Annotated in this window: 25 protein-coding genes; 24 read left to right on the top strand and 1 reads right to left on the bottom strand. The window is 45.3% G+C overall.

Features of this window, described 5'->3' with window-relative positions:
• Window positions 1–88 precede the first annotated feature (88 nt).
• On the top strand, window positions 89–763 hold the full coding sequence (locus AC0L6N_RS20925; RefSeq protein WP_473481403.1) for a TetR/AcrR family transcriptional regulator: 675 nt from the start codon (window positions 89–91) through the stop codon (window positions 761–763).
• Window positions 764–856: 93 nt separating this feature from the next.
• Here the strand turns inward: AC0L6N_RS20925 and AC0L6N_RS20930 are convergent, their stop codons facing one another.
• Window positions 857–1,285 carry an Lrp/AsnC family transcriptional regulator gene (locus tag AC0L6N_RS20930; protein ID WP_011573100.1) on the bottom strand — a complete coding sequence of 143 codons (429 nt, stop codon included), beginning with the start codon at window positions 1,283–1,285 and terminating at the stop codon, window positions 857–859.
• Between the two features lie 152 nt (window positions 1,286–1,437).
• Here AC0L6N_RS20930 and AC0L6N_RS20935 point away from each other — a divergent pair, with 152 nt between their 5' ends.
• From AC0L6N_RS20935 to mreD, 23 genes are all read left to right on the top strand, one after another.
• Window positions 1,438–2,643: an aspartate aminotransferase family protein gene (locus AC0L6N_RS20935; protein WP_473477434.1), complete on the top strand. Its 1,206-nt coding sequence runs from the start codon at window positions 1,438–1,440 to the stop codon at window positions 2,641–2,643.
• Between the two features lie 5 nt (window positions 2,644–2,648).
• Window positions 2,649–3,689, top strand: coding sequence for an arginine N-succinyltransferase (gene astA / locus AC0L6N_RS20940; protein ID WP_473477435.1), 1,041 nt, complete (start codon window positions 2,649–2,651; stop codon window positions 3,687–3,689).
• A 70-nt stretch (window positions 3,690–3,759) separates the two neighbouring features.
• Window positions 3,760–4,566, top strand: a complete 807-nt coding sequence (locus AC0L6N_RS20945) for a 2-oxoadipate dioxygenase/decarboxylase family protein (RefSeq protein ID WP_473477437.1) — start codon at window positions 3,760–3,762, stop codon at window positions 4,564–4,566.
• A gap of 252 nt (window positions 4,567–4,818) precedes the next feature.
• Window positions 4,819–5,751: a type IV pilus biogenesis protein PilM gene (locus AC0L6N_RS20950; protein WP_011573104.1), complete on the top strand. Its 933-nt coding sequence runs from the start codon at window positions 4,819–4,821 to the stop codon at window positions 5,749–5,751.
• The gene (locus AC0L6N_RS20955) at window positions 5,748–6,359 is read left to right on the top strand and encodes a PilN domain-containing protein (RefSeq protein WP_473477440.1); all 612 of its coding nucleotides are present in this window, start codon (window positions 5,748–5,750) and stop codon (window positions 6,357–6,359) included. The genes AC0L6N_RS20950 and AC0L6N_RS20955 overlap by 4 nt, the downstream gene beginning before the upstream one ends.
• Window positions 6,356–7,048: a type II secretion system protein GspM gene (gspM, locus tag AC0L6N_RS20960; protein WP_473477441.1), complete on the top strand. Its 693-nt coding sequence runs from the start codon at window positions 6,356–6,358 to the stop codon at window positions 7,046–7,048. Before AC0L6N_RS20955 ends, gspM begins: the two co-directional genes overlap by 4 nt.
• A 1-nt stretch (window position 7,049) precedes the next feature.
• Window positions 7,050–7,400: an MSHA biogenesis protein MshK gene (locus AC0L6N_RS20965; protein ID WP_473477443.1), complete on the top strand. Its 351-nt coding sequence runs from the start codon at window positions 7,050–7,052 to the stop codon at window positions 7,398–7,400.
• Complete coding sequence (gene mshL, locus AC0L6N_RS20970; RefSeq protein WP_473481405.1) at window positions 7,390–9,042, top strand: pilus (MSHA type) biogenesis protein MshL; 1,653 nt, start codon at window positions 7,390–7,392, stop codon at window positions 9,040–9,042. Before AC0L6N_RS20965 ends, mshL begins: the two co-directional genes overlap by 11 nt.
• A gap of 4 nt (window positions 9,043–9,046) precedes the next feature.
• A complete protein-coding gene (locus AC0L6N_RS20975) occupies window positions 9,047–9,955 on the top strand; it encodes an ExeA family protein (protein ID WP_011573109.1) in 909 nt (302 codons plus the stop codon).
• A complete protein-coding gene (locus tag AC0L6N_RS20980; RefSeq protein WP_011573110.1) occupies window positions 9,952–11,073 on the top strand; it encodes a tetratricopeptide repeat protein in 1,122 nt (373 codons plus the stop codon). The genes AC0L6N_RS20975 and AC0L6N_RS20980 overlap by 4 nt, the downstream gene beginning before the upstream one ends.
• The gene (locus AC0L6N_RS20985) at window positions 11,070–12,983 is read left to right on the top strand and encodes a GspE/PulE family protein (RefSeq protein ID WP_473477446.1); all 1,914 of its coding nucleotides are present in this window, start codon (window positions 11,070–11,072) and stop codon (window positions 12,981–12,983) included. Before AC0L6N_RS20980 ends, AC0L6N_RS20985 begins: the two co-directional genes overlap by 4 nt.
• Entirely contained in the window at window positions 12,976–14,193 is a 1,218-nt protein-coding gene (locus AC0L6N_RS20990; protein ID WP_011573112.1) for a type II secretion system F family protein, read from the top strand. Before AC0L6N_RS20985 ends, AC0L6N_RS20990 begins: the two co-directional genes overlap by 8 nt.
• A gap of 3 nt (window positions 14,194–14,196) precedes the next feature.
• Window positions 14,197–14,709, top strand: coding sequence for a hypothetical protein (locus AC0L6N_RS20995; protein WP_011573113.1), 513 nt, complete (start codon window positions 14,197–14,199; stop codon window positions 14,707–14,709).
• 17 nt (window positions 14,710–14,726) lie between these two features.
• Window positions 14,727–15,365: a type II secretion system protein gene (locus AC0L6N_RS21000; protein ID WP_011573114.1), complete on the top strand. Its 639-nt coding sequence runs from the start codon at window positions 14,727–14,729 to the stop codon at window positions 15,363–15,365.
• 103 nt (window positions 15,366–15,468) lie between these two features.
• Complete coding sequence (locus AC0L6N_RS21005; RefSeq protein WP_473477449.1) at window positions 15,469–16,023, top strand: prepilin-type N-terminal cleavage/methylation domain-containing protein; 555 nt, start codon at window positions 15,469–15,471, stop codon at window positions 16,021–16,023.
• Window positions 16,024–16,105: 82 nt separating this feature from the next.
• Window positions 16,106–16,672 (top strand): prepilin-type N-terminal cleavage/methylation domain-containing protein, encoded by a 567-nt coding sequence (locus AC0L6N_RS21010; RefSeq protein ID WP_473477451.1) that lies wholly within the window; start codon window positions 16,106–16,108, stop codon window positions 16,670–16,672.
• Entirely contained in the window at window positions 16,662–17,231 is a 570-nt protein-coding gene (locus AC0L6N_RS21015; protein WP_473477453.1) for a type IV pilus modification PilV family protein, read from the top strand. Before AC0L6N_RS21010 ends, AC0L6N_RS21015 begins: the two co-directional genes overlap by 11 nt.
• Window positions 17,231–18,073 carry a PilW family protein gene (locus AC0L6N_RS21020; RefSeq protein WP_473477455.1) on the top strand — a complete coding sequence of 281 codons (843 nt, stop codon included), beginning with the start codon at window positions 17,231–17,233 and terminating at the stop codon, window positions 18,071–18,073. The genes AC0L6N_RS21015 and AC0L6N_RS21020 overlap by 1 nt, the downstream gene beginning before the upstream one ends.
• Window positions 18,063–18,503: a pilus assembly PilX family protein gene (locus AC0L6N_RS21025; RefSeq protein WP_011573119.1), complete on the top strand. Its 441-nt coding sequence runs from the start codon at window positions 18,063–18,065 to the stop codon at window positions 18,501–18,503. The genes AC0L6N_RS21020 and AC0L6N_RS21025 overlap by 11 nt, the downstream gene beginning before the upstream one ends.
• The gene (locus AC0L6N_RS21030; protein ID WP_473477457.1) at window positions 18,503–23,116 is read left to right on the top strand and encodes a DUF6701 domain-containing protein; all 4,614 of its coding nucleotides are present in this window, start codon (window positions 18,503–18,505) and stop codon (window positions 23,114–23,116) included. Before AC0L6N_RS21025 ends, AC0L6N_RS21030 begins: the two co-directional genes overlap by 1 nt.
• Before the next feature lie 265 nt (window positions 23,117–23,381).
• Window positions 23,382–24,425, top strand: a complete 1,044-nt coding sequence (locus AC0L6N_RS21035) for a rod shape-determining protein (protein ID WP_006992360.1) — start codon at window positions 23,382–23,384, stop codon at window positions 24,423–24,425.
• A 50-nt stretch (window positions 24,426–24,475) separates the two neighbouring features.
• Window positions 24,476–25,336, top strand: coding sequence for a rod shape-determining protein MreC (gene mreC, locus AC0L6N_RS21040; protein WP_011573121.1), 861 nt, complete (start codon window positions 24,476–24,478; stop codon window positions 25,334–25,336).
• Window positions 25,333–25,809 carry a rod shape-determining protein MreD gene (mreD, locus tag AC0L6N_RS21045; RefSeq protein ID WP_011573122.1) on the top strand — a complete coding sequence of 159 codons (477 nt, stop codon included), beginning with the start codon at window positions 25,333–25,335 and terminating at the stop codon, window positions 25,807–25,809. Before mreC ends, mreD begins: the two co-directional genes overlap by 4 nt.
• The last annotated feature ends 6 nt before the right edge of the window (window positions 25,810–25,815 follow it).

Raw genomic sequence — 25,815 nt, forward strand, 5'->3', positions numbered from 1 at the left:
ATTAATGTGTGGCAGCTTTACGATCTGATATAGTTTGGAAATTAGGTAGTCAGCCCATTAAAAATCTCACGTGAGACAAGGTAATTCCATACATAAAATGAGAAATATTAGGAAGGGGACAGGGGAGTCTCGTCGCGGTAAAGAAACTCTTTTATTGATACTAAATTCCGCTAAAACCATATTGATTGAGCAAGGCTATAGTAAGTTGTCTATGCGTAAGGTTGCTGTGGGCGCGCAAATTAGCGTGGGAAATTTACAATATTACTATCCAAGCAAGAATGACTTGCTCAAAGATATGCTCGATCACAGTATTGATGAGTTTATGGATGAATTTGAACGATTAAGATTGGGGACGAATAACGATCCTGAACTGCATCTCAAATCCATTATCAATTTTATCGTACTTGATTTAGGCAACCCCACAACGACTACGTTTTATCCTGAGTTATGGGCCTTAGCAAATCACGATGAATATGCTGACAAATTAATGGATGAAATATACGCTCGCGTGCGCGTACCACTCGAAGATAGCATTATGCGGCTGAACCCAAGATTGGACTTCGAGCAGGTGCAAAAAGTGGCTTTGTTTATTTCTTCATCCATGGAAGGCATGACCATGTTCGTTGGCCACGGCAAAGTGTGGAACGATTCTATTCAACACATGGCGAACATAGCAACAATGAGCTTTCTTCAGTTGGTCAAAAATGTTACGCCTGAAGATATTCAAGAGAATAGTTTTATACTTGCCGCTGACAAAGGGTAATTATTTATATTGAGTAAATGCTCTAAGCTGCTGAGTTTACGCTTAATTACACTTGGCGCTTACTTGAATTAAGCACTCAAATTCTCACTAAAACTAACGCTTAAATTTCGTTTCTAAAATAACTGACGAATTAGTGCGCTCCACTCCCTCTAGGTTACCAATATTGTCCAAAATTTGACTGAGTTGCTCAAGGGATTCGGCCTGAACAATGGCAATCAGATCATATTCTCCACTAATGGCATACAGCTCGCTGACCTCACTGACTTGGCGTAGTTCTGCATTGGTTTTGGCGGTGAGCTTTTGGCGTACTTTGATGGATACATGAGAAGACACTAGGTTGTCTTGGTATTCGCTGCCATATTGCACTGCATAGCCTTTAATGACGCCGGACTGTTCAAGTTTGATCATTCTATTTTGAACCGTGGAGCGAGATAGATTTAGCACTCGCGCTAAATCCGAAATGCTGGCTCTGGCGTTGGAACGCAAGATGGATAACAGTTGTTGTTCTTGCTTAGTTATCATTTTGATACTTTATTTGGTTTATTTGCTAAATAGTGTGTTCATTTTGACCATAATGCTACTGCAATTTTAAACTGTTTACCTCGATAATAGTCAATTATCTCAACGATGCTTATTAGCAACGTCACTATTTTAGGCCTTAAAGGAGCGCAACAATGCAAGTAACCAGAGAATTATTCGATGACGTCATGGTGCCCAACTATGCGCCCTCCGCGATTATTCCAGTGCGCGGTAAAGGCTCTCGCGTGTGGGACCAAAATGACAAAGAGTTTATCGACTTTGCTGGTGGCATTGCGGTGAATTGTTTGGGTCATTGTCACCCTGCTTTAGTGCAAGCTTTAACAGAGCAAGGGCAAAAATTATGGCATCTTTCTAACGTGATGACTAACGAGCCGGCGCTGCGCCTAGCCCAAAGACTCACGCAATTAACATTCGCTGAAAAAGTGTATTTCGCCAATTCAGGTGCAGAAGCCAACGAAGCTGCACTAAAGCTTGCTCGGCGCTGGGCGTTAGATGTGTATGGGGCTCAAAAGTCACAAATTATCTCGTTCAACAAGAGCTTTCACGGGCGTACGTTTTTCACTGTAACGGTGGGCGGGCAAACCGCCTATAGTGATGGTTTTGGCCCTAAGCCAGGCGATATTGCACATGCAGATTACAACGATTTAGCCGGCTTAGAAGCGCTCATTTCTGATAAAACTTGCGCTGTAATGCTAGAGCCGCTGCAAGGTGAAGGGGGTATCATTTCACCTAGCGCTGATTTTATAAAAGGCGTTAGGGCGCTATGCGATAAGCACAATGCGCTGATGATTTTTGATGAGGTGCAAACGGGGGTTGGTCGTACGGGGGCTATGTACGCTTATCAAAACTTAGGGGTAACACCAGACATTTTAACCACGGCGAAAGCCCTTGGTGGCGGATTCCCTATTGGGGCCATGCTAACCACGACTGAGATTGCCAAGCATTTGAAAATCGGTACGCACGGCTCAACTTATGGTGGTAACCCACTGGCATGCGCTGTCGCAGAAGCGGTATTAGACGTGGTTAGTCACGACGACGTTTTGCAGGGAGTGACGAAGCGTGAAACCTTGTTCCGTGACGGTTTACAGCGTATCAACGACAAATATCACGTATTCGATGAAATTCGTGGCAAAGGGTTGTTACTCGGCGCCGCATTAAATGAAAAATATAAAGGCCAAGCAAAAGCATTTTTAGTCGCAGCTGCAGAGCATGGCTTGATGTGCCTAATTGCAGGAGCTGACGTGGTGCGCTTCACTCCGTCTTTGGTGATCCCAGAGCAAGACATTGAATTAGGCTTACAGCGCTTTGAGTTGGCCGTTGCGCAAGTGGTTAAAGGCTAACTAGCATGCTGGTTATTCGCCCTATATGTGCCGCAGATTTTGCGGCATTAAAGCAAATTGCTGTCGAGTCTGGTCACGGCTTTACCTCATTGCCTGATAATGATGAGCTATTACTAAGCAAGATTTCGCGTGCTCAAAAAAGTTTTACTGAGCAGGTGACTTCCCCTGGCCAACAAAACTATTTGTTCGTACTCGAAGATACTCAAAGCAAAGAGATTATTGGGGTTACCGGCATTGAAGCCGCAGTTGGACTGAATGCGCCGTTTTATCATTATCATATTGCCAGTCATGTGCATTATTCAGAGCGCTTAGGGGTGAAAAAGGTCGTAGAGACACTTAACTTGTGTAACGACTACACGGGGGCGTCAGAGGTCTGTACCTTGTTTGTGCGCGAAAAGTTCCGCCGTGGTTTCGCCGGACAATTATTGTCTCGGGTACGCTACTTGTTCATGGCGAATCATCCAGAGCGTTTTTCAGATTTAGTTATCGCTGAAATGCGCGGCGTTTCTGATGAAAATGGTCACTCACCTTTTTGGGCATGGTTGGAGCCAAACTTTTTTGGTATCGACTTCCCAACTGCTGACTACCTCGTGGGAATGGGTGATAAATCATTCATCGCAGAATTGATGCCGAAGCACCCAATATATGTGGCGCTATTAAGTGAAGACGCGCAAAACGTGATTGGTCAGGTGCATGAAAAAACGGCGCCGGCACTTCGATTATTGCAAAAAGAAGGCTTTTTTCATCGTGGTTATGTGGACTTATTTGATGCGGGACCAACGGTAGAAGTCGCTCTTAAGAACATTCGTACAGTGCAACAGAGTCAGCTGGCTACTGTGCTGATAACCGATAAAAGCCAGTTACCAACGACGGATTCAGGTGCTCAGAACTACATGCTTTGCAGCACAGATGTGAGCCAGTTTCGCGCCACTATCACACCCTGTATCAGGTATGAAAATGAAAGCAATACGTTGTTAATTAGTGCTGAGATGGCCTCTGAATTAGGCTTAATGAACGCCAGCGATGTGCGCTTTATTGGGCTGTAGCGTAAAGAACTAGGCGCAAAGGTTAAACCGCCTTTGCAAGATATTATATTGAATAGAAAGGTTTTTATTTATGCATACTAACGTGAATACATTATTTGAAAAGCTGTGGGAAAGTTACCTCGCTGTTACCCCTTCAGCGGTTACCGTTCATGACTTGTTTGGCAAAACGCAAGGGCAAGAAGTGATCAACGATCACATCGCATTACGTACTTTCAACTTACCTGGTATTGGACTTGACGCGCTGGCGGCACATTTTGAGGCGTTGGGTTACAAGGCCTGTGGTGAATACCATTTCGTAGGCAAAAAGCTGTACGCTAAACATTTTGAGCACTCAGAAAATCCAGACTTACCCAAAGTCTTTATTTCAGAGCTTTTACTTGAGCAGTGCAGCGAATCACTGCAGCAAACCATTCGAAATCTTGTTTCGAATATGAGCGTTGATGCAGTGACACAAGATAACTTTTTATATTCTGGGCGTCATTGGGACATTGATTACGCGACCTATCAGCAGTTATTGCAAGAATCCGAGTTTGCGGCTTGGGTCGCTGCGTGGGGCTACCGAGCGAATCATTTCACTGTAAGCAATAACCATCTCAGCGAATTTGATTCTATCGAACAAATCAATCAAGCAGTGAAAGCGGCAGGTCTTGCCTTGAATACTGCAGGCGGCGAAATAAAAGGTTCGGTTGAGGTCATGCTAGAGCAATCATCTACCCTGGCAGATAAGCACCCCGTGGCGTTTAGTGATGGGGAGCGAGAGATTCCTAGCTGCTTCTACGAGTTCGCTAAACGTTATCCTAAGCCTGACGGCAAATTATTTACTGGGTTTGTGGCTGAATCAGCAGATAAAATCTTCGAAAGTACTAACGCAAGATAAAATCCGCGGTACGTTTACTTACCTAAAAAAGGGGCCTTAAAGGCCTCTTTTTTTTAGCCGATTGTCTAATTGTTTACGATTCGCAATGTCGCTATTGTCACCTATACTGATGCGAAATTAAGCTACAAATCCTCAACTTAACTTATTGGTATCGCTAATAAATCGTGATTAAGGTAGCGATTTATATTGCTGGTGCTTTATTCTAAATTTTGCTGTAATGGCAGAGCAATGTAACAAGATATGAATTGAACAATGCGAATTAGCTGGCGCGAGTTTATAAAGCAGTACTTTAGCAAGCCATCAAAATTTCACTCGATTGGAATTGAAATGGGCGATGCTGAATTGCACCTTAATGTTATTCAAAAAAAATCTGGTGCCTATCAGTGGGTAGAGCAGCACACTTTGCCTATGCAAGATTGGGCGAAACATTTGCAAGAGTACGTAGCGAACCATAATTTAGCTCGCACCCCTTGTTATATTGCATTGGGGTTAAATAAATATCAGCACTTTCAAGTAGATAGGCCTGAAGTGGAAGAGCAAGAAATTGCTTCCGCTCTCAAATGGCAAATCAAAGAACAGCTCACCAGTACAGATGAGCATGTCTTTGATTACTACGACCACCCAGCAGTGATTGGCGGTAAAAAAAGGGTCAATGTGGTGGCTATTAGCCGCGCTCACATTCACGGGATAATCAAAGGCATTACCCGCGCAGAGTTAAAACTCAATACCATTACCATAGAAGAGTTGGCAACCAGCGAGCTTCTGCCAACGGATGATGATGCTGTTTTGACTTTATTCCAAGAGAATGGCGGTCAGATAAATTTAAATATCGTTAAACAAGGCAAGTTATTCTTCTCACGGCGTTTGAAAGGCTATGAAAACTTGGCTAGCTTCTCGTTAGAGGAGTTCCAAATGGGGATGGGAGATACCTTGAGTGTTGAAATTCAACGCTCCATGGACTATTTCGAGAGTCAACTGCGTCAAGCCCCCGTGCGCAAGATTGTCGTTCACCTCAATTCATCTATTCAACAAGAGCTGGCGAAGGTCATCCAAGAGCTGACCTTTATGCCTGTCACCGTCATGGCGCTGCCTTTAGCATCGCCCCAGCCAGAGAAAATGGTCAGTTTAGCGAGCTTAGGTGCTGCGTTGTCAGATGTAAAATTGAATACTGAGGCCGCACAATGAAGTCTCGTATTAATCTCTACTTACCCGAATTACACCCTAAACTAGAAGTGTTGACGCTGTCGTTTGTACTGACTGTGTGGGCAATTTTATTCACGATTGTTGGGCTGGTTTACTATCATGACTATAGTCACGGACAAAGTGTAAAAGCGGACTTAATGGCCATTGAAGTGCAAAAGCAGCAGGCAGAGGACCGACTCGCTGAGCTAAACGAAACGTTAGCGAATCGCACGAAAGATCCCAAATTGCTTGCGGCAATTGAGAGTAAGCAGTTAGAAGTGAGTTTAAAGCAGCGTGTCATTGATGAGTTATCTGGGCAAGAGCAGTTTAAATCGAACGGTTTTGCAGGTTTGATGTTGGGGCTGGCAGAGCATCATTTGGACGGGCTATGGTTAACTGGAATCCGATTAGATGAGAATCACGTGATGTTGGAAGGAGCGGCAACCGATTCATCGCTTATCCCGCAATGGATGACGCAATTGAGCTTAACAGAGCGCTTAAAAGGTCAAGAGTTCTCTACCACTAAGCTGTATCGCGATCCAAATCAACAGTTAATGTTTACCCTTGGCACTAGAACGACAAGTGACGCACAAGCAGGGGAGCAGCCATGAGCCAAACACTAAAAGAAAGGTATAACACGCTTTTCGCTCAGTTTCTCGCCATTACACAACGCGAACAAATACTGATTCTACTTAGTGGCGTGGTTGTCATTGGTATGGTTGGTTACCTGTTATTCATCGAGCCCGTGAATGAAACAGTTACCCGGGATGAGCAGAATATCGCTTCTATGCGTAATCAAGTGCGCAGCGTTGAAGCACAAATCGAGGTCAGTGAACATGCATTTAGTAATGACCCCAATGAGCAATTGGTGGCCTCGCTAAATAAACTTAAGCAAAGAAGTCTTGATTTAGACACAGATTTGCAACAAGAAACGGTCAATTTGGTGCCGCCTAAACAAATGCCGTTACTACTGGAAAAAGTGTTGGCCGAAAGTCAGGGCGTTACGTTAATCAGCATGCAGTCAATCCCTCCAGCGCCCGTGCTTAACATGGGGGAAAAAGGCGGTGACACTGAAAGCGTTGCCAACGAATTAGCAGATATTAATTTGTACCGCCACGGTGTGCTTTTGTCATTAAAGGGCAGTTACTTTGATATTCAACGTTATTTAACGGGCATTGAAAATCTCAGGTGGCAATTTTATTGGAAGCGTTTTAATTACGTGGTCACTGATTATCCGGACGCTTCGGTTGAAGTTGAGCTGTATACCTTAAGTACCAGCAAAGCGTTTATAGGAGTCTGATGTGTATATAAACCTCAAATTTATGCTAGGTATTTTCGTCGTGACATTGGTTTTTACGAGTGCCGCGTTCGCTCAGGTTTTAGTCGACCCAACTCGCCCATTCGACGCCACTCCCAGCACTTCAGCAAGAGGCGAAATAGCCGATACATTGATACTCAGTGCCATATTTATTAATGGTGATCACAAGCACGCCATTATTAATGGTATGAATGTTAAAGAAGGGCAGGACGTGGCAGGGAAAACACTCATTTCGATCAGCAAGGGTCGAGTTATATTGCGCGGCGCTAAAGGTTCGCAAGAACTTTATGTCAATCACTCTCAATTTATAAAAGATGCAAATGATGGATTTTAAGCTCATTACGCTAAGCGGGTTTCTGCTGGTTTTAGTCGCCTGTCAGGCAAAGCATGATACTCAGCATTATGAAAAATCGCTGGACGCCGCAATTGCTGACACTGAAAAGACAGTTAGCCCTAAAAAGCAAGGTGTACCTGATTTGCCTGATGCCGTTCATCAAACGTTAATGCCAAGGTCAGAGCAAGCTGATGAAGCGCTTTTTGGCGAACCTAAATTTGATATTAATGCTCAGCAAATCGATGCAGTGAGCTTTTTCGCTGGAATCGTAGAAGATACGCCTTTCAGCGTGGCTATTCATCCATCTGTGTCGGGTTTGATTACCTTGAATTTGAAACAGGTCACCTTAGAGCAGATTTTCGATATCGTCACTGAGATATACGGTTACGATGTGCAACGCAGGCAAAATATTTATCGTATATATCCCTCGGGCATGCGTACAGAAACATTCGCCGTGAATTATCTATTAATGAAACGCGACGGGGCGACGCAAACCAGTATTACCTCTGGCGGCGTCTCACAAGCACAAAACAGCAGCAGTAGTAGCTCAGGCAGTTCGCTGAACAGCTTTAGCGGCAATTCTTCTTCCGGTAGTGCAAATAACTTGAATTCAGGAAGTAATGGTAACGGCACCAGTATTTCTACCAGTACTGAAACCGATTTTTGGACAGATTTGCTAGCATCATTGCAAGTCATGATTGGCGCAGAAGAGGGTCGTAGTGTGATGGTTATGCCCCAAGCCGGGTTGGTCACCGTGCGTGCTATGCCTAGTGAAATACGCTCGGTTAAAGAGTTTTTGGCGATATCAGAAGAACATGTACAGCGCCAAGTTATTTTAGAGGCGCGTATTCTTGAGGTGTCACTGAGCGATGGTTATCAGCAAGGTATCAACTGGACAGAAGTATTAGCTAATAGTGGCAGTACTGACTTTCAATTTTCCACCACTGCAGGCAGCTTAGGGGATGCTATTTCTGCGTCACTGGGGGGCATTACAAGTTTGTCGTTCGTTAATAAAGACTTCAGCGGCGTACTGAACTTATTACAAACCCAAGGCAATGTGCAGGTTTTGTCTAGCCCTAGAGTCACGGCGATCAACAATCAAAAAGCCGTGATTAAAGTGGGTGATGACGAGTACTTTGTGACTGACGTATCCAGTCAAAGTACCGTAACTGCGGCGACTAGCTCCACCACACCGAATATTGAACTGACACCGTTTTTTTCCGGTATCGCGTTAGACGTAACCCCGCAAATTGATGCACAAGGTGGGGTGCTATTACATGTGCACCCATCTGTGATTGAAACCGAAGAACAAGAGAAGGTTGTGACCTTAAATGAAGAGCAGTTCGTGCTGCCTCTTGCCGCAAGTAACATACGCGAATCAGACACAATTATTCATGCTCGCTCAGGTGAGATAGTCGTTATCGGCGGGTTAATGCAATCAATTATTTCTGAAACAGAGTCAAAGACACCTTTACTAGGTGATATTCCGCTACTGGGTAATTTATTTAAAAACCGCCAAGAAACAGAAACCAAAAAAGAACTGGTTATCTTGCTTCGTCCCACAGTGGTGGGCGCAGACACGTGGCGCCAGCAGTTGATCCGCAGCCGTAATCAAATGGCTGACTGGCTACACGTGGACTAATCGTATGTATTTATACCACTACGGTATAAAGGAATTGCCTTTTACCTTAACCCCTAATACCAGCTATTTCTTTGGCTTGCCTAGCCATAAAGAAGCGATTGAGGTGCTTCTCACTGCCATTAAAACGGGAGAGGGATTTATTAAAGTGACCGGCGAAGTGGGTACGGGCAAAACGTTGATCTGTCGCAAGTTACTTAACGAACTTCCAGAGCACTTCGTCGCGGCATATATTCCGAACCCTTATTTAACGCCAAGTGAATTGCGCCGCTCTGTTGCCGCTGAACTTAATGTGACATTAAGCGAAAACGCAGATCAACAAGAGTTTACTCAGCGTATCCAGCGCCGTTTGATTGAAATTAACCAACAGAATCGCGGAGTCGTTCTTATTATTGATGAGGCTCAGGCATTGCCGGTAGAGAGTATCGAAGCATTGCGTTTAATCACTAATTTAGAAACTGAGTCGCGAAAATTATTGCAGGTAGTGCTGTTTGGTCAACCAGAGCTAGACGACAAACTTGCCCTACCTGAATTGCGCCAGTTAAAACAGCGGGTCACTTTTTCCTATGCGCTTAAGCTTATGAATGCTGACCAGTTGTTCCAGTATGTGCGTCATCGCATGTCTGTTGCCGGATATCGAGGGGGAGATATTTTCTCTAACCGAGCGTGCAAACTATTGTTTAAAGCCAGTAAAGGTACTCCGCGGATCGTGAATGTGTTATGCCACAAAGCGTTGATGTTGGCGTATGGTGAAGGCAAACAACAGGTGGAAATTAAGCACGTGAAATTAGCCATAGCAGACACGGAAGCAGCTTATAAAATGGGCTTCGGTATGGGGAAATTCGTTGTCGTTACACTACTTGCTATCTGCATCGCACTGGGTGGGTATATGGCGTATCAGAGGTTTACCTTATGAGTGTGGTAAACAAAATGCTGCAAGATCTTGAGGCTAGGCAAACTGGCTCTGACGCTGTCAGCGCGGACTATCAGCCACCGCAGCGCAATACAACAAGATTGGCATGGTTGATTTTATTGATGGTGATTGCGTTGCTCTTCGCCGCTGTGACATTTATGTGGCCGACAGTGACAGATGACGTATCTAGTCAGGACACGTCAAGTAACATGATCAATCCTGCATTAAGGGATATAGCTGTAGTTGAGCCTACTGAGCCTGACACGCCGGCAAAAGGCGGCATGACTTGGCTTGAACCGGCTGATAAGGCAAACATAGATTTATCTGCAGGTCATCAAAAGCAGCTTGAAACAAACTCACAAATGCAAGCGATGCCTAAAATTGACAAGAAGCCAGAGTCGCAAGTTGCTCAGCTGCAAAGTGATGAATCAGCTCAGTCTAGTCCAGTCGCTATCGATCCTAAAAGTGCCATGAGTCCTCCCTACGCTGCTGCAGAAAAAGTGATACCGCCTAAAGCGACATTTAGTAAGAAAGCCAATCGTGCTCAAAATGCGCAGGCCGGATTAAAGCAATCTATTAATCAAGCCTTACGAGATGGCAAAACACTGATCGCCATCGAAGGATTGCAACAGTTACTAAGCCAAGAGCCTGATAATCTGCGCATTCGCAAGAAGTTAGCGTCCCTGTTGTTTGCTGAAAATCGCATGTTAGAAGCACAAGCCTTGCTCAGCGAAGGGCTAGCAGACGCCCCCGAGCTTCACGATTTACGCTTAATGCTCGCCAGATTATTTGCTCAACAAAACCAACAAGCGAAAGCGTTAACCCTATTGTTAGAAGTCTCGCCCTCTTTAGTACTGCACAGTGATTACTATGCTTACAGGGGAGCGTTAGCACAACAGACTCAAAACTATGCTCAAGCACAACAAGATTATCAAAGACTCGTCAATGCTGAGCCACGCAAGGCTAAATGGTGGTTAGGATTAGGCATCGCCCAGGACAGCGCAGGTGAAAATAAACAAGCGTTAATGAGTTATCAAAAAGCAGATGACGAGCAACAGTTGTCACCGCAAGTGATTACGTTTGTGCGTCAACGATTGAAAGAATTGGTTGGAATAGAATGAAGCCTAAAGCCAAAATTCGCTTAGGCGATCTTCTTGTACAAGAAGGGATTATTAGCGAAGAACAATTGATGCAGACTCTTTCTGCACAAAAGCAAAGTGGCCGTAAATTAGGTTACATGCTTATTGAACTTGGCTTTATGACCGAGAATCAGTTGCTTACCTTTTTATCTCAGCATTTGGGTGTGCCATTAATTGATGTAACCCAATATCGGGTGTCGGTAGAAGCGGTATTGCTACTGCCAGAGGTTCAGGCTCGACGTTACAGAGCGTTAGTGCTTGACGATAAAGGGGATCATTTACTGGTCGGTATGAGTGACCCCGCTGATTTGGCCGCTCTTGATATTTTATCTGGTGTGTTACCCAAACCTGTTAAGGTCGCTGTTGTTAGTGACGCGCAATTGTTCCAAGCGTACGATCGTTTCTACCGTCGAACGGAAGATATCGCTTCTTTCGCCCAAGAGTTAGCGGAAGAATACCAAGATGATGAAGAGTTTGATTTCGATACAGGCGTCGACAATGAGCAGGACACTGCCGTAGCCCGTTTACTGCAATCGATTTTTGAAGATGCACTACAAACCAAAGCCTCAGATATCCATATCGAACCAGACAGCGAGATGTTACGTATTCGCTTAAGGGTGGATGGCGTACTGCAAGAAAACATCATCAAGGAAAAGAACATAGCCTCAGCTTTAGTATTGAGGTTGAAGCTAATGTCTGGGCTCGATATTTCAGAGAAACGCCTTCCACAGGATGGACGGACGAATATGCGTATCAAAGGCCACTCCATCGATGTACGGGTCTCTACTATGCCAGTGCAGAATGGTGAATCAGTGGTGATGCGATTGCTTGATCAGTCAGCCGGTGTGCTTTCTCTCGAGCAAACCGGTATGCCAGCCGCCTTACTAAAACGCTTTCGAGTGTTATTGAGACGCCCCCACGGTATGATTTTGGTTACGGGACCCACAGGCTCTGGTAAAACAACCACGCTTTACGGTGCGTTAAGTGAGTTAAATCAGCCTTCTGCTAAAATTATCACAGTAGAAGACCCCGTCGAGTACCGCTTACCACGCATCAATCAAGTGCAGACCAATAGTAAGATTGGCTTGAATTTCTCCAATGTTTTACGCACAACACTAAGGCAAGATCCTGACATCATCATGGTCGGGGAAATGCGAGACCAAGAAACGGCGGAAATTGGTCTTCGAGGCGCTTTGACGGGTCACTTAGTGTTATCAACCTTGCATACCAATGATGCTATCAGCAGTGCGGTACGTCTACTTGATATGGGAGCTCCAGGGTATTTAGTGGCGAGTTCTTTGCGCGCTGTTATCGCCCAGCGCTTGGTGCGTAAAGTGTGTGAAAGCTGCAGTGAGGCATACCAACCCACACGCGAAGAATCCTTGTGGCTGAAAAGTATCGACTCTCAAGTGGTTAATGTGACGTTTCGCCGCGGCCGTGGCTGTCAAACCTGCAACAATACAGGCTATCGCGGCCGAGTAGGTGTGTTTGAGTTATTAGAAATGACAGAGAGCATGATGAATGCATTGAAAACCAATGACTCTGTTCAGTTTGGCCAAGCTGCACTTCACAGCCCTGGCTTCGTGCCTTTGGCAAAAGTTGCATTAACGTATGCCAAAATGGGGATAACCACAGTCGATGAAGTATTGAAACTGATTGAAATGGTGGCTGATGAACAAGCACGAGAGCCAGGGCTAGAAGAAAACGCTGAACTTGTTGAAATGACAGAGACTCAATCCAGCCAAGCTGCCTCGCCTGAGGGGAATGCAGAGTCTGGCGCATCACCCACTTCAGCGGCTCGCTCTGAGAATAATAAACCGACTCCATCAAGTGGTGAGTTCTCCTTCGAGCTAGAGCCTCGCGACGATGGCCCAGGCGGTAACAATGGCTAATTTCACCTACAAAGCGCGTAACGCGAGTGGTGAACTGGCCTCAGGTAGCCTAGAAGCGAGTGATGCTTCTAGTGTGGCGCAAATTCTACTTGGCCGAAAATTCACTCCAATTGAAATAAAAGAAGTGAGTGATTCTGCTAACGTGACTCTGAATTTATCCATATTCGCCCCGAACATAAAGCTCGAAGATTTGGTTATTTTCTCGCGTCAAATGTATTCGCTGACCAAATCTGGCATTCCGATAATTCGTTCAGTTAAGGGCTTGGCAGAGACCTCGAACAGCGAACGCATGACAAAAATTTTGAATGATGTGTGTGATCAGTTAGAGCGAGGGCGCACGCTATCTTCGGCCCTGCATCGGCATAATAAAGTTTTCGGTCAGTTATTTGTTAGCATTGTGCACGTTGGGGAAAATACCGGTAGGCTGGATGAAGCCTTTCTTCAATTGTCAGACTATATGGAGCGCGAACAGGAAACTAGAAAACAAATCAAAGCGGCTACACGTTACCCAACATTTGTGATTTTGGCTGTCGTCGCTGCTTTAATCATTATGAATATATTTGTGATACCGGTCTTCGCCAATATGTTCTCTAGCTTTGGCGCTGAACTGCCGTTAATGACCCGCGTATTATTAGCTACATCAGATTTTTTTATTACAAAGTGGCTGCATATGCTCATCTGCATTGGCCTAGCGATCTTTTTAGTCTTTAAATATATCAACACCCCAAAAGGCCGCTTTAATTGGGATCGCGCCAAGTTACGTTTACCCATTGTTGGGGGCATATTTGAGCGCACTTTACTCAGCCGTTTTGCTCGCAGTTTTTCTATGATGCTGCGCTCCGGGGTTCCATTAACCACTGCCCTAAATTTGGTTGCAGATGCCGTCAGCAATGCCTTCATGGCTGATAGGATAGTGAAAATGCGCAAAAACATCGAAAAAGGTGAAAGCCTTTCACGGGTAGCAAGCTCAAGTAAGATGTTTACGCCTTTGGTGCTACAGATGATCAATGTAGGTGAAGAAACAGGCCGAGTAGATGAACTGCTAGGCGAAGCGGCCGAGTTTTACGAACGCGAAGTGGATTACGATTTGAAGAGCCTGACCTCTAAAATCGAGCCAATTCTTATCATGGTCGTTGCCGCTATGGTGCTGGTACTGGCCTTGGGCATTTTTACACCAATGTGGAACATGATGGGAGCGATTCAAGGTTAAGCTATGCGTAGAAATGAAGCCTCTGATGAACGAGAACGTAGCCTCTTTAGCAATTTGATTGTAGTGGTCGTGTTCACCTCACTTATTCTGGGGTTTATCGTTTATTTTAATGACAGCAGTCCAAGTATTCGTAAGGTAGCGCTGCAGAACTTAGTAGAGCAGTTCACTAAGAGTACCTTGAACGCGCATTGGCAGTGGCAAAATGAGGGCAGACCCAGCAGTATTTTGTTGATTGAATACGATACTCAGGGCAATGAAACAGGCAGACACCCACTGTCGATGAGCCACCTAGGTTGGCCAAAGCTAGAACCAACCAGTGAAGGATGTGCTGCTTTATGGCGAGACGTACTGGATACAGAATTAGAAGTTGAAGGGTTCAAAATGTACGCTGAATTTTATGATGGTGTGCAAATTAACAATAATGCTCTGTCTTCAATCTGTCGATATAGATTATCAACAGGGCCTTATTTTGAGTACAAAGTGTATACGGGACAGGTTTCCAAAATTATAAGTTAACCTAATGGATAAAAAATATGACGAAATTAGCTAGATCACAATACCAAACCTTTGCTAAAGGCGGCGTTCAGCGTCAGCGAGGGTTTACTTTAATTGAATTGGTCATAGTCGTAGTTATTTTAGGTTTGTTAGCTGCTACTGCTTTACCGCGCTTACTTGATGTGACGGAAGAGGCTGAAGATGCCACGGTCGAGGGGGTAGCGGGTGGCTATGCAACGGGGGTTGGCTTAGTGCGAGCTCAATGGGAAATTGAAGGGCGGCCGAAGGAGAACTTTGCCACTAATCTAAGTTTTGTGACCATCGACGATATTCGTATTGGCGTTGATCAGGATACTGGATATCCCACAGGACAACTCGATACCGACAGCAGTACTGAAGATACACAGATAAGCTTGTTAGATTGTGAGAGTATTTTTAACTTAATCATGCAAAGCGCGCCAACAATTTCATCTGATTGGAATGAGCGCCCGTTTGATGACCACCGCTATTTTACTCGCCAAAGCGAAGGAAATGGCTCTGGGGGAAATGATCTTTGTTATTATTATTTAACCCAAACGATAAAAAACGATACCAATGAGCCTGTTGACAACACTGCAGGTAATGGTTTTATATACGATCCCCGTATCGGGCAAGTGATTGTTTTTAGTAATAATTAGTCAATAATTTGACACGCTACCATTTGCTAATGGCCTGTGCCAGCTCGAGTGGTTAAAATAAAAAAAGTTTAGAATTTCAAATTCAGCAAGTGGGAGAAACATTATGCAAAGCAGCAAACAACAGGGTGGTTTTACTCTAATAGAATTGATTATTGTTATCGTTATTTTAGGTATTTTGGCGGTAACCGCTGCGCCTAAATTTCTCGATCTTCAAGGTGATGCACGCGCGTCAGTGGTAAGGGGAATGGAAGGTGCCATGCAGTCTGCGAGTGATATCATTTATGCAAAATCGTTACTTAATGGGACTAATTCATCTGCTGCGGCGACGATCACTTTAAAAAATGGTGATTCAGTACGAACCGATTTCGGCTATCCTCGTCATGAATGGTTGCTTACATGGGATGAAATGCTTGATGCTAATGTCACGGTGCGAACATCTGGATCATGCATCACAGAATTTTGTGTGGATGATAGCCAAGATATCTCGACTGACTTGACCGCTGCTGGGGTGACTGCGCCGTCTCCTACAACCGCTCTAATCATTTACCCTAATGGCACTACTAATACTGGTAGCTGCTATGCATATTATACACACGATGAAAGTGCGACTGAAGAAGGTTCAGAGCCAGTACTAGGTAGTATTACTACCGGCTGTTAATTAGCTAAGCTGCCTTTACTCGAGTAAACACAAGTTTGCTCGATGTTTTGTTTCAGCTTTAGCTGTTTTGGGAGCAAATAAAATGAAAACGTTGCTGAGCGTAAACAAGTTTCATGTTACTGCTTTGCAACGTGGTTTTACCCTTGTAGAACTTGTCGTCGTGATCCTGATTATTGGTGTACTTGCAGTATCTGCTGCAAGTCGGTTTGATAGCACCGGATACGCCGAATACAGTTACCAGTCTCGTTTACTATCAGCGCTGCGAGCCATGCAGCAACGCGCTATGCAAGATACCCGAGCAGATTATTGCTTCCAAATAAACTTCAATATTTCCAATCCTGGCTTTGGCCCGCCTACGCTTAGTTATCGCAACAACACCCCTGCTGAGCATACAGCGACTTGCGCTACTGCGATTAATTACACCACACCTGAATTCCTACGCACCAGTAATGGTGAAATCGCTGCTGACGGTATTGGCCTGAGCACGTTAGACACAGGAAATGGTGCATTTAATTGGATACGATTTGATAGCCTAGGTCGCCCATTGACAAGTGCTGGCAGTTGCCAAGCCACTTGCCGCATAACCTTTCAGGGAACGCAATCCCCGGCCATTTGCGTAGAAAGCGAAGGATATATTCGTGAGTGTTAACCGAGGTGCTATCCGGTTCGGGCTGAATCTAGGCTTTACGCTAATAGAATTAGTCATGGGTATGTTGGTCTTCGCTATCGCGATGACGTTCTTCATTGGTCTTATCGTTCCACAAACTACCCGTAGTATTGACCCTATATTTCAAGTCAGAGCGACGGAACTTGCCCAGTCACTGCTTAACGAAATTAGCAGCAAGTCGTTCGATGAGCATTCTAGTCGCAACGCCAGTGAACGTTGTGGAGATGGTAGCGCTCCAGCTTGCACGCTGCCGAATGCTTTAGGACCAGACAGTGAAAACCGAAGTGCGTATAACGATGTGGATGACTTTAACGGTTTAGATGAAAGGGACGGCACTATTCTTAGTGCGACAGGCGGCACAATAGGTATCAATGGGCGTAACTTATATCAGGGATTTCGGGCCAACGTTTCGGTCTTTTACGATGCTGATTTAAACGGTACAAACGATGGAGCAGTGGGTGCTGCGAAACTGATCACCGTAAGAATAACAACCCCTAGTAGTGAGGAGATTGTTTTTTCGACCTACAGGTACAACTACTGATGACTTCACGACATGCATTAGGCCGACACAAGGGCTTTACTTTGGTTGAGCTGGTCACAGTGATTATTGTGCTGGGTATTGTGTCTATTGGTGTCTCCAGCTTTATTCGCTCTGGTGTGCAGATTTTTAATGATGTGAGCGAGCGAGATGAACTCTTAAGTCAAAGTCGTTTTGTGATTGAGCGCTTAAATCGAGAGTTGCGCAGTTCAGTACCTAACAGCGCCCGCGTCAAACTAGAAAATAGCGCCCAGTGTTTAGAGTTTGTGCCTACAATATGGGCCACTTATTACACGCGTTTACCATTAGAACCCTCTACAGAGCGAACAGTAAATACTGTTGAATTGGGTGATGCTAATGATCAGTTTTCAATCACAAGTGGTGATATGGCGGTGGTTTATCCTACCGATAGTCAAGATGTGTATGACGTTAATGAGGAAAAGCGACGGACCGTTTTATCTTGCACTGACAGCGGTGATGGTGATTGCACGACAAATGATAGCGCTGAGCATTTAGCGACATTAACCGTCGATGGTGCATTTGCCGATGTGTCTCCTGCCTCACGATTATACATAGTGCGAAATGCAGTAAGTTACTGCATACGCGGAGGGAGCATGTTTAGACATCAAGCCTCGATAGGACAGGACCAAACAGCGTTTACCTTGGGAGGCACCTTAATGGCTGAAAATATCGCCAATGATCTTGCCAATCCGGCAGAGCTGCCATTCACCATACAAAATGCTACCTTGAATCGAAATAGCTTAATACAAATCTTGCTCGCGTTTGAGCTAAATGATGAAACAATTAACCTCAGTAGTGATATTCATGTGCCCAATGTCCCATAAACGCCTTTGCGCTGAGCAACCTCGCGGCCTGAGAAAGCAACGCGGCAGCATGTTGGTTATCGCATTGTTTATTATCATCGTTTTGGCGATTTTAGGTTTAGCTATGCTTAGAATGCTGGCAGCCTCTGCCGATAGTGTTGTCAGTGAAGTGTATGGGCAAAGAGCATTGAACGCTGCAAGAGCAGGCGTAGAGCGTTCCATTGCCGCAGCGTTTCCCGTCGTTGGGGTAAGTAATTGCATGGCCTCTGATAATTTTACCTTCACCAGTACCCCAGGACTTGCGAACTGCGGGTATCAAAGCAGTTGTGCCGTGGTCTCGGTTGTAGACGATGGTGACAGCTACCAATATTTTAGATTTACTGCTCAAGGGCAATGCATTGCGGGCGACACAGTCGTCAGTCGCAACGTATCGGTTGATGGGATCCAGTAATGAAAGGGATAAGAGCAATACCCGAACGTATCGGCCGTTTTAATTCACTTATTTTGCTCTTGATGTTGAATATGCTCAGTTGTTCGCAGGTACTCGCCGACACGCTATGTTCAGACACAGAAACATCACGTGCTCGCGGGGCGTTATTTGATTCAGGCGGGGCAAGTGGTAATTATGCCAATAATGAGGATTGTGAGTTTACTATTCGTGCTCCTCAGGGAGGGGCTATTACTCTCAGCTTTTCTGACTTTGATTACGAAGAAAACTATGACTTTTTTTCTGTATATGATGGTGAAAATGCCAGTGCGCCACTTTTAGGGACTTTCAGTGGCTCAAATCTTCCGTCTGTATTGGTGGCTACCTCAGGCACCATGTTTATCGCGCATAGCACAGATGGTTCAGCTGTAAGGCAAGGCTTAGCGGCCACTTGGTCCATCAGTAGTAATAGTTGTAGTACCGAGACCTTCAATATGGCTGATCATTTTCCATCAGTCAGTTACAGCGCTTCTTCGGGCTCTGCGCCTTGGAGCTCCGATTGGCTAGAGGCGGGAGAGTCTGATGGCCCGGCACGCGGGTATTTGCGGGTCAATAATTCACTTTGTTCATCCGGTAACTGTTTGCGCTTAGGGGTTGTCGCATCTGAAAATCCACGTTCCTATAGCGCGCGATTCGTGTACCGGAGGTTGGACTTATCCGATGCCGTTACTGCTCAACTTCATTTTAATTACCGAGTCGGTCACAATGCAGGTGAATCTTTAATAAGGCTTGGTATCTCCACCAACGGTGGCAGTACTTGGACGAATTTAAAAGATTACACGGTCACCGCCAGCAACTTTTCTAGTACAGCGCAAAGTTTCGATATTAGTGCTTTTATCGGCAGTAATGTTGCTATTGGCTTTCAGGTCAGTGGTACAAATTCTGAATCGGGCTTCTATGTGGATGATATCAACGTCAGTGCGGCAAAGGCGGAAGTCTGTGACGGCCCGGCGATAGCTTTTTACCAGTTTGAACAAGAAGAGTGGGCGACAACGAACAGCGTTATTGATTCTTCAGCGTCAGAATATGATGCGTCACCCTTGGGGGATGCATTTCCAACATTTCCTAGTATTCAAACGTCTTGCCAAGTGATGAGTGTTCCGAAAAATACTGATGCAAATATTAGCGCGGGCATAGACACTGAGCTCAGAGTAGACACCGATATCGGCGACAAGGGCACAATATCGTTTTGGTATCGCAGTGCATTAGCGTGGAGCAATGGGAGAGGAAGGCAGCTTTTTGATGCTTCGACTTGGATAGGCAATGCAAACTCTAAATATTTTAATCTTAGCCTACGCAATGGGACTTTACGTTTTGGCCTAGAGGACACTACCGATAATGATGCTGCTGCCAGTGTGAGTGGGTTAACCTTTGCCCCTTATGAGTGGGTGCATATTGCAGTGACTTATGATTACAGCAAAGATAGCGCTGAAATTTTTATCAACGGCCGTCAAGCCAGTCAAACATCAGACCTAGGACTGAATGGTGACATGCCAGTCTTGGACACGTTATACATCGGAGATAACCGCAGTCTATATAATTTTGCCGATTCGCCGGCTAACTCTGCAGACGGTGAATTCGATGATGTACGTATCTACGATTACGCGCAAAGCCAAAGTCAGGTCAATACAGATCTAGACAATGTCTCACCTTGTGCTGTGGCTCCTGTTGCGATTTACGAGTTTGAGCAGGTGGAATTTAATGGCAGTCAAAGCATATTAGATAGCACAAGTAACCAGCGCCATGCATCGCCTTTGGGGGAAGTGGTTTCTGTGTTATCAACGGCCCAAGTTTCCTGCCGATTTGCGGATGTGCCAATGAACACAGATGCAGCGGTAATAGATACTATTGATAGCGGATTCTCACCGAATGATATTGGCCAAGCCGGGACCATATCCTTTTGGTATCGCAGTAACGAAGATTGGTCGAGTAACAATGCACGGCAGTTATTCGACGCCTCTACCGATGCTGGAAACTCTAATTCAACCGCTAAGTATTTTTATTTAAGCCTACGTGCATCCACCTTATATTTTGGTTTAGAGGATATTGATGATAGGGACGCCGAAGCTATTGTTTCCGGGTTAAATTTTTCTGCAGGTGAGTGGGTACATGTAGCCGTGAGCTATGACTATGCGGCAAAAACAGCCGTTATTCATATTAATGGGGCTGAAGCGGGCAGATCGAATAGTTTAAATTTGAATAACAACATCGCCCAATTTAACACGTTGTATTTTGGTGATAACCGCTCGGACTATATTGTAACGAACATGACAGCGAACTCCGCCAACGGCCAGTTTGATAATATTCGTGTGAATGCTTATGTGCAAAACAGCGCAGAAATTACACAGGACATGAACGCAATCGCCATATGTCAATCTATCCATCACTATCAACTGGAGCATGATGGTCAAGGATTAACCTGTGAAACAGAAAACATCTCTATAAAAGCCTGTGCAGACGAGAATTGCACCCAATTGTATACCGAAACAAGCAGTGTAGAGTTAGCTCCAGATGGTTGGAGGGCTGGGAACCCATTGGTGTTTACTGGCGAAATTATCAATACACCTCTGGCAGTGTTAGAGCCTGAATTAGCAACATTAGACACAGTGCGTGCTAATCCCTCTGCGCCTTTGCGCTGCCTAAATACTGGGTCAGGCATAGAAAGCTGCGACATCAATTTCGTCGATGCGGGATTTGAGTTTATCGGTGAACAAGTGACGGATAAGTTTTTGCCTGATCAGTTGTCACAAGCTAATTTTGTTGGGGCAAATTTGCGCGCAGTTCAAAACGATAACGGCGTGTGCAAAGCATTATTACAAGGGCAACAAGATGTCACTTTCGGGGTGAATTGTGTTTCGCCAAATCGTTGTTTAACTGATTTTAGCGGTATCGATGTGAGTGCTTCCCCAGATGGTGAATCCACGGGTATTATCTCTCTTACTTTTGACGCTGACGGCGTGGCATCATTGGGAGCGTTTAATTACGCGGATGCCGGGCGAGTGGCATTGCGAGCCGCCGCTGAAATAAATGGGGTCTCTATTACCTCAGGTGATGCCAGTGTGGATATCGTCCCCACAAAATTAACCTTGGCGGTTGCGCCGCCAGCCCTTATTTATACCGATACTGATTTCAGTGTTTATCCGTCAAGTGCGGATACAGACGTTTACCCTGCAGGCGAAGAATTTACTTTTAATATTACCGCCTATGGGGTCTTAGGGGATATCGCGTTACCTAATTATCAGCCAAGCTCATTACAAATAGCGGTTGAGCGTATGCTGCCTTTTGAATCAAACGCAGCCGAGGGTACATTAGTCTTTGGCGACGGCGCTAGTGTGTTGGGTAATGTAAATAAGCAGTTCGCAGACACACCTGAGTTAACCTTCGTCGAGGGGCAATACAATTATCAGGCAACCTTCAGTGAAGTGGGGGTTATTCGCCTAGATATTCGGGATATCGACTACCTGAGTGATAACAACAACCCAACAAGTGTCATCAATAGCCAAGATCCTATTACTCTAGGGGAGTTCACCCCAGCATACTTTGACGTTCAGGTGTCAACCGCGCCGGAGTTAGTCAATCAATGTGGTAACTTCACTTATATGGGTCAACCGATTTCTTTTTCGCCGACCACTCAAGTTGAATTAATTGCGATGAATGCCTTGGGAGAAGTCACCAAAAATTTCATCAATGGCTATTGGCGTTATAACCCAGATACCGCAGCAGCTGTAGTGATAGACGATGCCTCGGTTCATGCTGGCGCGAGCCCAGCGGTGACGCGCATTACCGGTGCCGCTTCAGCCACGATCACCGCGCCCAGTGCGTTCACTGGCATCACCCTAATAGACGTGCCTGATGGCACATTTACCTATGAAAAAGTAGCCACGGACTTTGCCGCTTACCCTTTGATAGAGCCCTTCGTCGCCGCTGTGGACATGACGTTTTTAACAACGTTTTTAAGCGGGGATAATAATGTGTGTTATCAAAGCGATTACCCGATTTCAGGATGTGAAGGATTTCGCATTAGTGATGCAACAGGCAGTAATATTACGGGAGTAGACGTCAATGTTCGCCACGGGCGTCTGGCGCTTGGGCCTAACTTTGGCCCTGAACCGGATTTTCTAGTTACCCCTGTAAGCGCAGAGCATTATCTAAATGGCCGTTGGCAGCTTAATCAAGAAGACAATTGTACAAACATCGATTTAACCGAAAGCTCAGGGCAGATCGTACTAAGTGCCCAAGGTAGCAACGATATCACCGGGCAGATTGATTCTGTGACGAGTGCTGGAACGCTAATCGGTGGTGAACTCTTAGGTAACAGCAACTTTGCCTTAACGGGCAGTGGTGCAGGCAATGGTCCGGGGGTGGCTGGTGTGGTTGAAGTGTCTTTAGATCCCAGCGTGGGTAATCCATCTTGGGCGCAATACATGAACTTTGATTGGAGCGGTGACGGTTTTATCTGCCCAGACTTAGCATTGTGCTCAGGCGCGACCGCTGTCGATGGGCCCGCTTCCATAATAACCTTTGGTCTTTACCGCGGAAATGACCGGATCATTCATTGGCGGGAAGTGTTCCATTAACGGCTAGAAATGATTCAACAATAAATGTAAATCGGCTTGGCACTTTCTATTTATTGCGTGGTCTCATCTAGATCTATTTTTAGTAGCGAAACGTCCATATTCGTCCTTTTTTGGCGACTTGATAAAAATTTGTTAGCTAAACCTCAATTAAACTAAGGTTTCTTCACTTTTTATTGCGTCAAATGAGGTGTTTACTTGCCCAAGACGGGGGGCATTGGTAAAGTTAGCGGATTATCTCTCATATCAAACAGGTTGCGGTTTTTCAATGTTCAAAAAGCTTCGAGGAATGTTTTCCAACGACTTATCTATTGACCTCGGTACAGCAAATACGCTTATCTATATAAAGGATCAGGGAATTGTACTAAATGAGCCTTCCGTTGTTGCTATTCGGCAAGAGCGTGCAGGTGGTCCTAAGAGTGTGGCAGCTGTCGGTGGTGAAGCAAAACGGATGTTGGGACGTACTCCTGGCAACATAAAAGCCATCAGACCCATGAAAGACGGTGTTATTGCTGACTTTTATGTGACTGAGAAAATGCTACAGCATTTTATCAAGCAAGTGCACGACAACAACTTTTTGCGCCCTAGCCCTCGCGTACTCGTATGTGTACCTTGTGGTTCTACACAGGTAGAACGTCGTGCGATCCGTGAGTCGGCATTAGGTGCTGGCGCGCGTGAGGTTTATCTTATTGATGAGCCAATGGCAGCAGCGATTGGCGCGGGTTTACCCGTATCAGAAGCGACCGGCTCTATGGTAGTCGATATTGGTGGTGGTACTACTGAGGTAGCAATCATCTCATTGAACGGTATTGTTTACTCGTCATCGGTTCGTATCGGTGGTGATAAATTCGATGAAGCCATTATCAGCTATATTCGCCGTAACTTTGGTTCACTTATTGGTGAGGCCACAGCCGAGCGTATTAAGCACGAGATTGGTGCTGCTTATCCTGGTGAAGAAGTGAAAGAAATTGAAGTACGTGGCCGTAACTTAGCCGAAGGCGTACCTCGAGGTTTCACACTTAACAGCAATGAAATTCTAGAAGCGTTGCAAGAACCATTAAGTGGAATTGTTTCTGCCGTTATGGTGGCGCTTGAGCAATCTCCTCCTGAACTTGCGTCTGATATTTCAGAGCGAGGTATGGTATTAACAGGTGGTGGAGCTTTGCTCAAAGATTTAGATCGCTTGTTAATGGAAGAAACTGGCATACCAGTAGTGATTGCTGATGATCCTTTGACGTGCGTGGCACGAGGTGGTGGTAAAGCATTCGAGATGATCGATTTGCACGGTGGCGATTTATTTAGCTACGAGTAACCCCAAGTAAAGGATACTAAAAAGCGGCATTAGCCGCTTTTACATTTCATATGAACTCGATTTTTCTGCGTGGTCCATCGTTACACATTAAACTGGTTTTTGCCCTTGCGCTATCAGCCGGATTAATCGTGTTTGATCATGTCTTTGATGGCTTCGCCACAACCCGTGTTTACCTAAACTCTGTGGTCAGCCCCATTCAATATCTAGCTAACTTACCTAGCGAAATGCTCAACGCCAGTGCTAGTCGTTTGGTGTCGCATCAGCAATTACTTGAAGAAAATGCTGAGCTACAACACGATGCCGTTGTGCTTAATGGCAAGTTGCAGCGTTTTGTTTTGCTGCAAGAAGAAAACGACCGCTTACGCCGTCTTCTGAACACCCCAGTGCGCGGCGATATTCGTAAAGAAGTGGCAGAATTAATGGCGGTAGATAACAACCCTTATAGTCACCAAATCGTTATTGACCGCGGTGCCATTCAAGGGGTGTATGAAGGCCAACCCGTTATTGATGATAAAGGGATCGTAGGGCAAATCATGCAGGTCGGTTCGACCAACAGCCGCGTATTGCTGATTTCGGACGTGACTCATGCCATTCCTGTGCGTGTTGCCAGAAACAATATACGCATGATTGCTTCGGGCTCAGGGAGCTTAAACGAGTTAATCATTCAGCATGTTCCCCACAGCGCTGATATTGAAGAAGGCGATTTGCTGCTTTCATCTGGTTTGGGCAATGTATTTCCTGAAGGCTATCCGGTGGCAAGAATTACCTCGATTGTCCGTGATGAAGGGCGCCCTTTTGCTCAGGTCAATGCTGAGCCAGTGGCGCTGCTGGATCGTCTGAAATACTTACTCTTGTTGTGGCCAAATAATCTTGTAGGGCCAGAGCAGTCTGTTCCGGATGCAGAACAATGAAACTAAGAAACAATACCATCGGTCTGAGTATTATAGTGGCTTTGGTGCTGCAAATTATGCCGATGCCGGCCATAGTTGAACAGTATCGTCCCGACTGGGTGTTTTTGGTCCTAGGGTATTGGGCGCTTGCCCTGCCTGAACGCGTCAATGTAGGCGTTGCTTTTATCGTTGGTTTAGTACTCGATATATTGTTAGGCACCAGTATTGGCGTACACAGTTTTGCCATGAGCTTGAGTGTGTTCGTACTTGCAGCCAATTATCAGCGTTTGCGTAATTATTCGGTTTGGCAGCAAGCGGTTGTGATCGGTATTTTATGTGCGCTTTATAATTTAGTGGTATTTTGGTTAATGCATTTATTAACCGACATCTATTTCATGCTTACTTACATGTGGCCTGTGATTACCTCTATGGTAATTTGGCCATGGATATTTTGGTTACTACGTCGGGTTCGCCGTCAGTTTCGTTTGAGCTGAGCCCCA

This window comes from Paraglaciecola sp. G1-13, assembly GCF_055809255.1.

Coding starts and splice junctions, on each gene's coding strand:
- AC0L6N_RS20930 (WP_011573100.1), bottom strand. CDS start 1,285: ATGATAACTAAGCAAGAACAACAACTGTTATCCATCTTGCGTTCCAAC.
- AC0L6N_RS20935 (WP_473477434.1), top strand. CDS start 1,438: ATGCAAGTAACCAGAGAATTATTCGATGACGTCATGGTGCCCAACTAT.
- astA (WP_473477435.1), top strand. CDS start 2,649: ATGCTGGTTATTCGCCCTATATGTGCCGCAGATTTTGCGGCATTAAAG.
- AC0L6N_RS20945 (WP_473477437.1), top strand. CDS start 3,760: ATGCATACTAACGTGAATACATTATTTGAAAAGCTGTGGGAAAGTTAC.
- AC0L6N_RS20950 (WP_011573104.1), top strand. CDS start 4,819: ATGCGAATTAGCTGGCGCGAGTTTATAAAGCAGTACTTTAGCAAGCCA.
- AC0L6N_RS20955 (WP_473477440.1), top strand. CDS start 5,748: ATGAAGTCTCGTATTAATCTCTACTTACCCGAATTACACCCTAAACTA.
- gspM (WP_473477441.1), top strand. CDS start 6,356: ATGAGCCAAACACTAAAAGAAAGGTATAACACGCTTTTCGCTCAGTTT.
- mshL (WP_473481405.1), top strand. CDS start 7,390: ATGGATTTTAAGCTCATTACGCTAAGCGGGTTTCTGCTGGTTTTAGTC.
- AC0L6N_RS20975 (WP_011573109.1), top strand. CDS start 9,047: ATGTATTTATACCACTACGGTATAAAGGAATTGCCTTTTACCTTAACC.
- AC0L6N_RS20980 (WP_011573110.1), top strand. CDS start 9,952: ATGAGTGTGGTAAACAAAATGCTGCAAGATCTTGAGGCTAGGCAAACT.
- AC0L6N_RS20985 (WP_473477446.1), top strand. CDS start 11,070: ATGAAGCCTAAAGCCAAAATTCGCTTAGGCGATCTTCTTGTACAAGAA.
- AC0L6N_RS20990 (WP_011573112.1), top strand. CDS start 12,976: ATGGCTAATTTCACCTACAAAGCGCGTAACGCGAGTGGTGAACTGGCC.
- AC0L6N_RS20995 (WP_011573113.1), top strand. CDS start 14,197: ATGCGTAGAAATGAAGCCTCTGATGAACGAGAACGTAGCCTCTTTAGC.
- AC0L6N_RS21000 (WP_011573114.1), top strand. CDS start 14,727: ATGACGAAATTAGCTAGATCACAATACCAAACCTTTGCTAAAGGCGGC.
- AC0L6N_RS21005 (WP_473477449.1), top strand. CDS start 15,469: ATGCAAAGCAGCAAACAACAGGGTGGTTTTACTCTAATAGAATTGATT.
- AC0L6N_RS21010 (WP_473477451.1), top strand. CDS start 16,106: ATGAAAACGTTGCTGAGCGTAAACAAGTTTCATGTTACTGCTTTGCAA.
- AC0L6N_RS21020 (WP_473477455.1), top strand. CDS start 17,231: ATGACTTCACGACATGCATTAGGCCGACACAAGGGCTTTACTTTGGTT.
- AC0L6N_RS21025 (WP_011573119.1), top strand. CDS start 18,063: ATGTCCCATAAACGCCTTTGCGCTGAGCAACCTCGCGGCCTGAGAAAG.
- AC0L6N_RS21030 (WP_473477457.1), top strand. CDS start 18,503: ATGAAAGGGATAAGAGCAATACCCGAACGTATCGGCCGTTTTAATTCA.
- AC0L6N_RS21035 (WP_006992360.1), top strand. CDS start 23,382: ATGTTCAAAAAGCTTCGAGGAATGTTTTCCAACGACTTATCTATTGAC.
- mreC (WP_011573121.1), top strand. CDS start 24,476: ATGAACTCGATTTTTCTGCGTGGTCCATCGTTACACATTAAACTGGTT.
- mreD (WP_011573122.1), top strand. CDS start 25,333: ATGAAACTAAGAAACAATACCATCGGTCTGAGTATTATAGTGGCTTTG.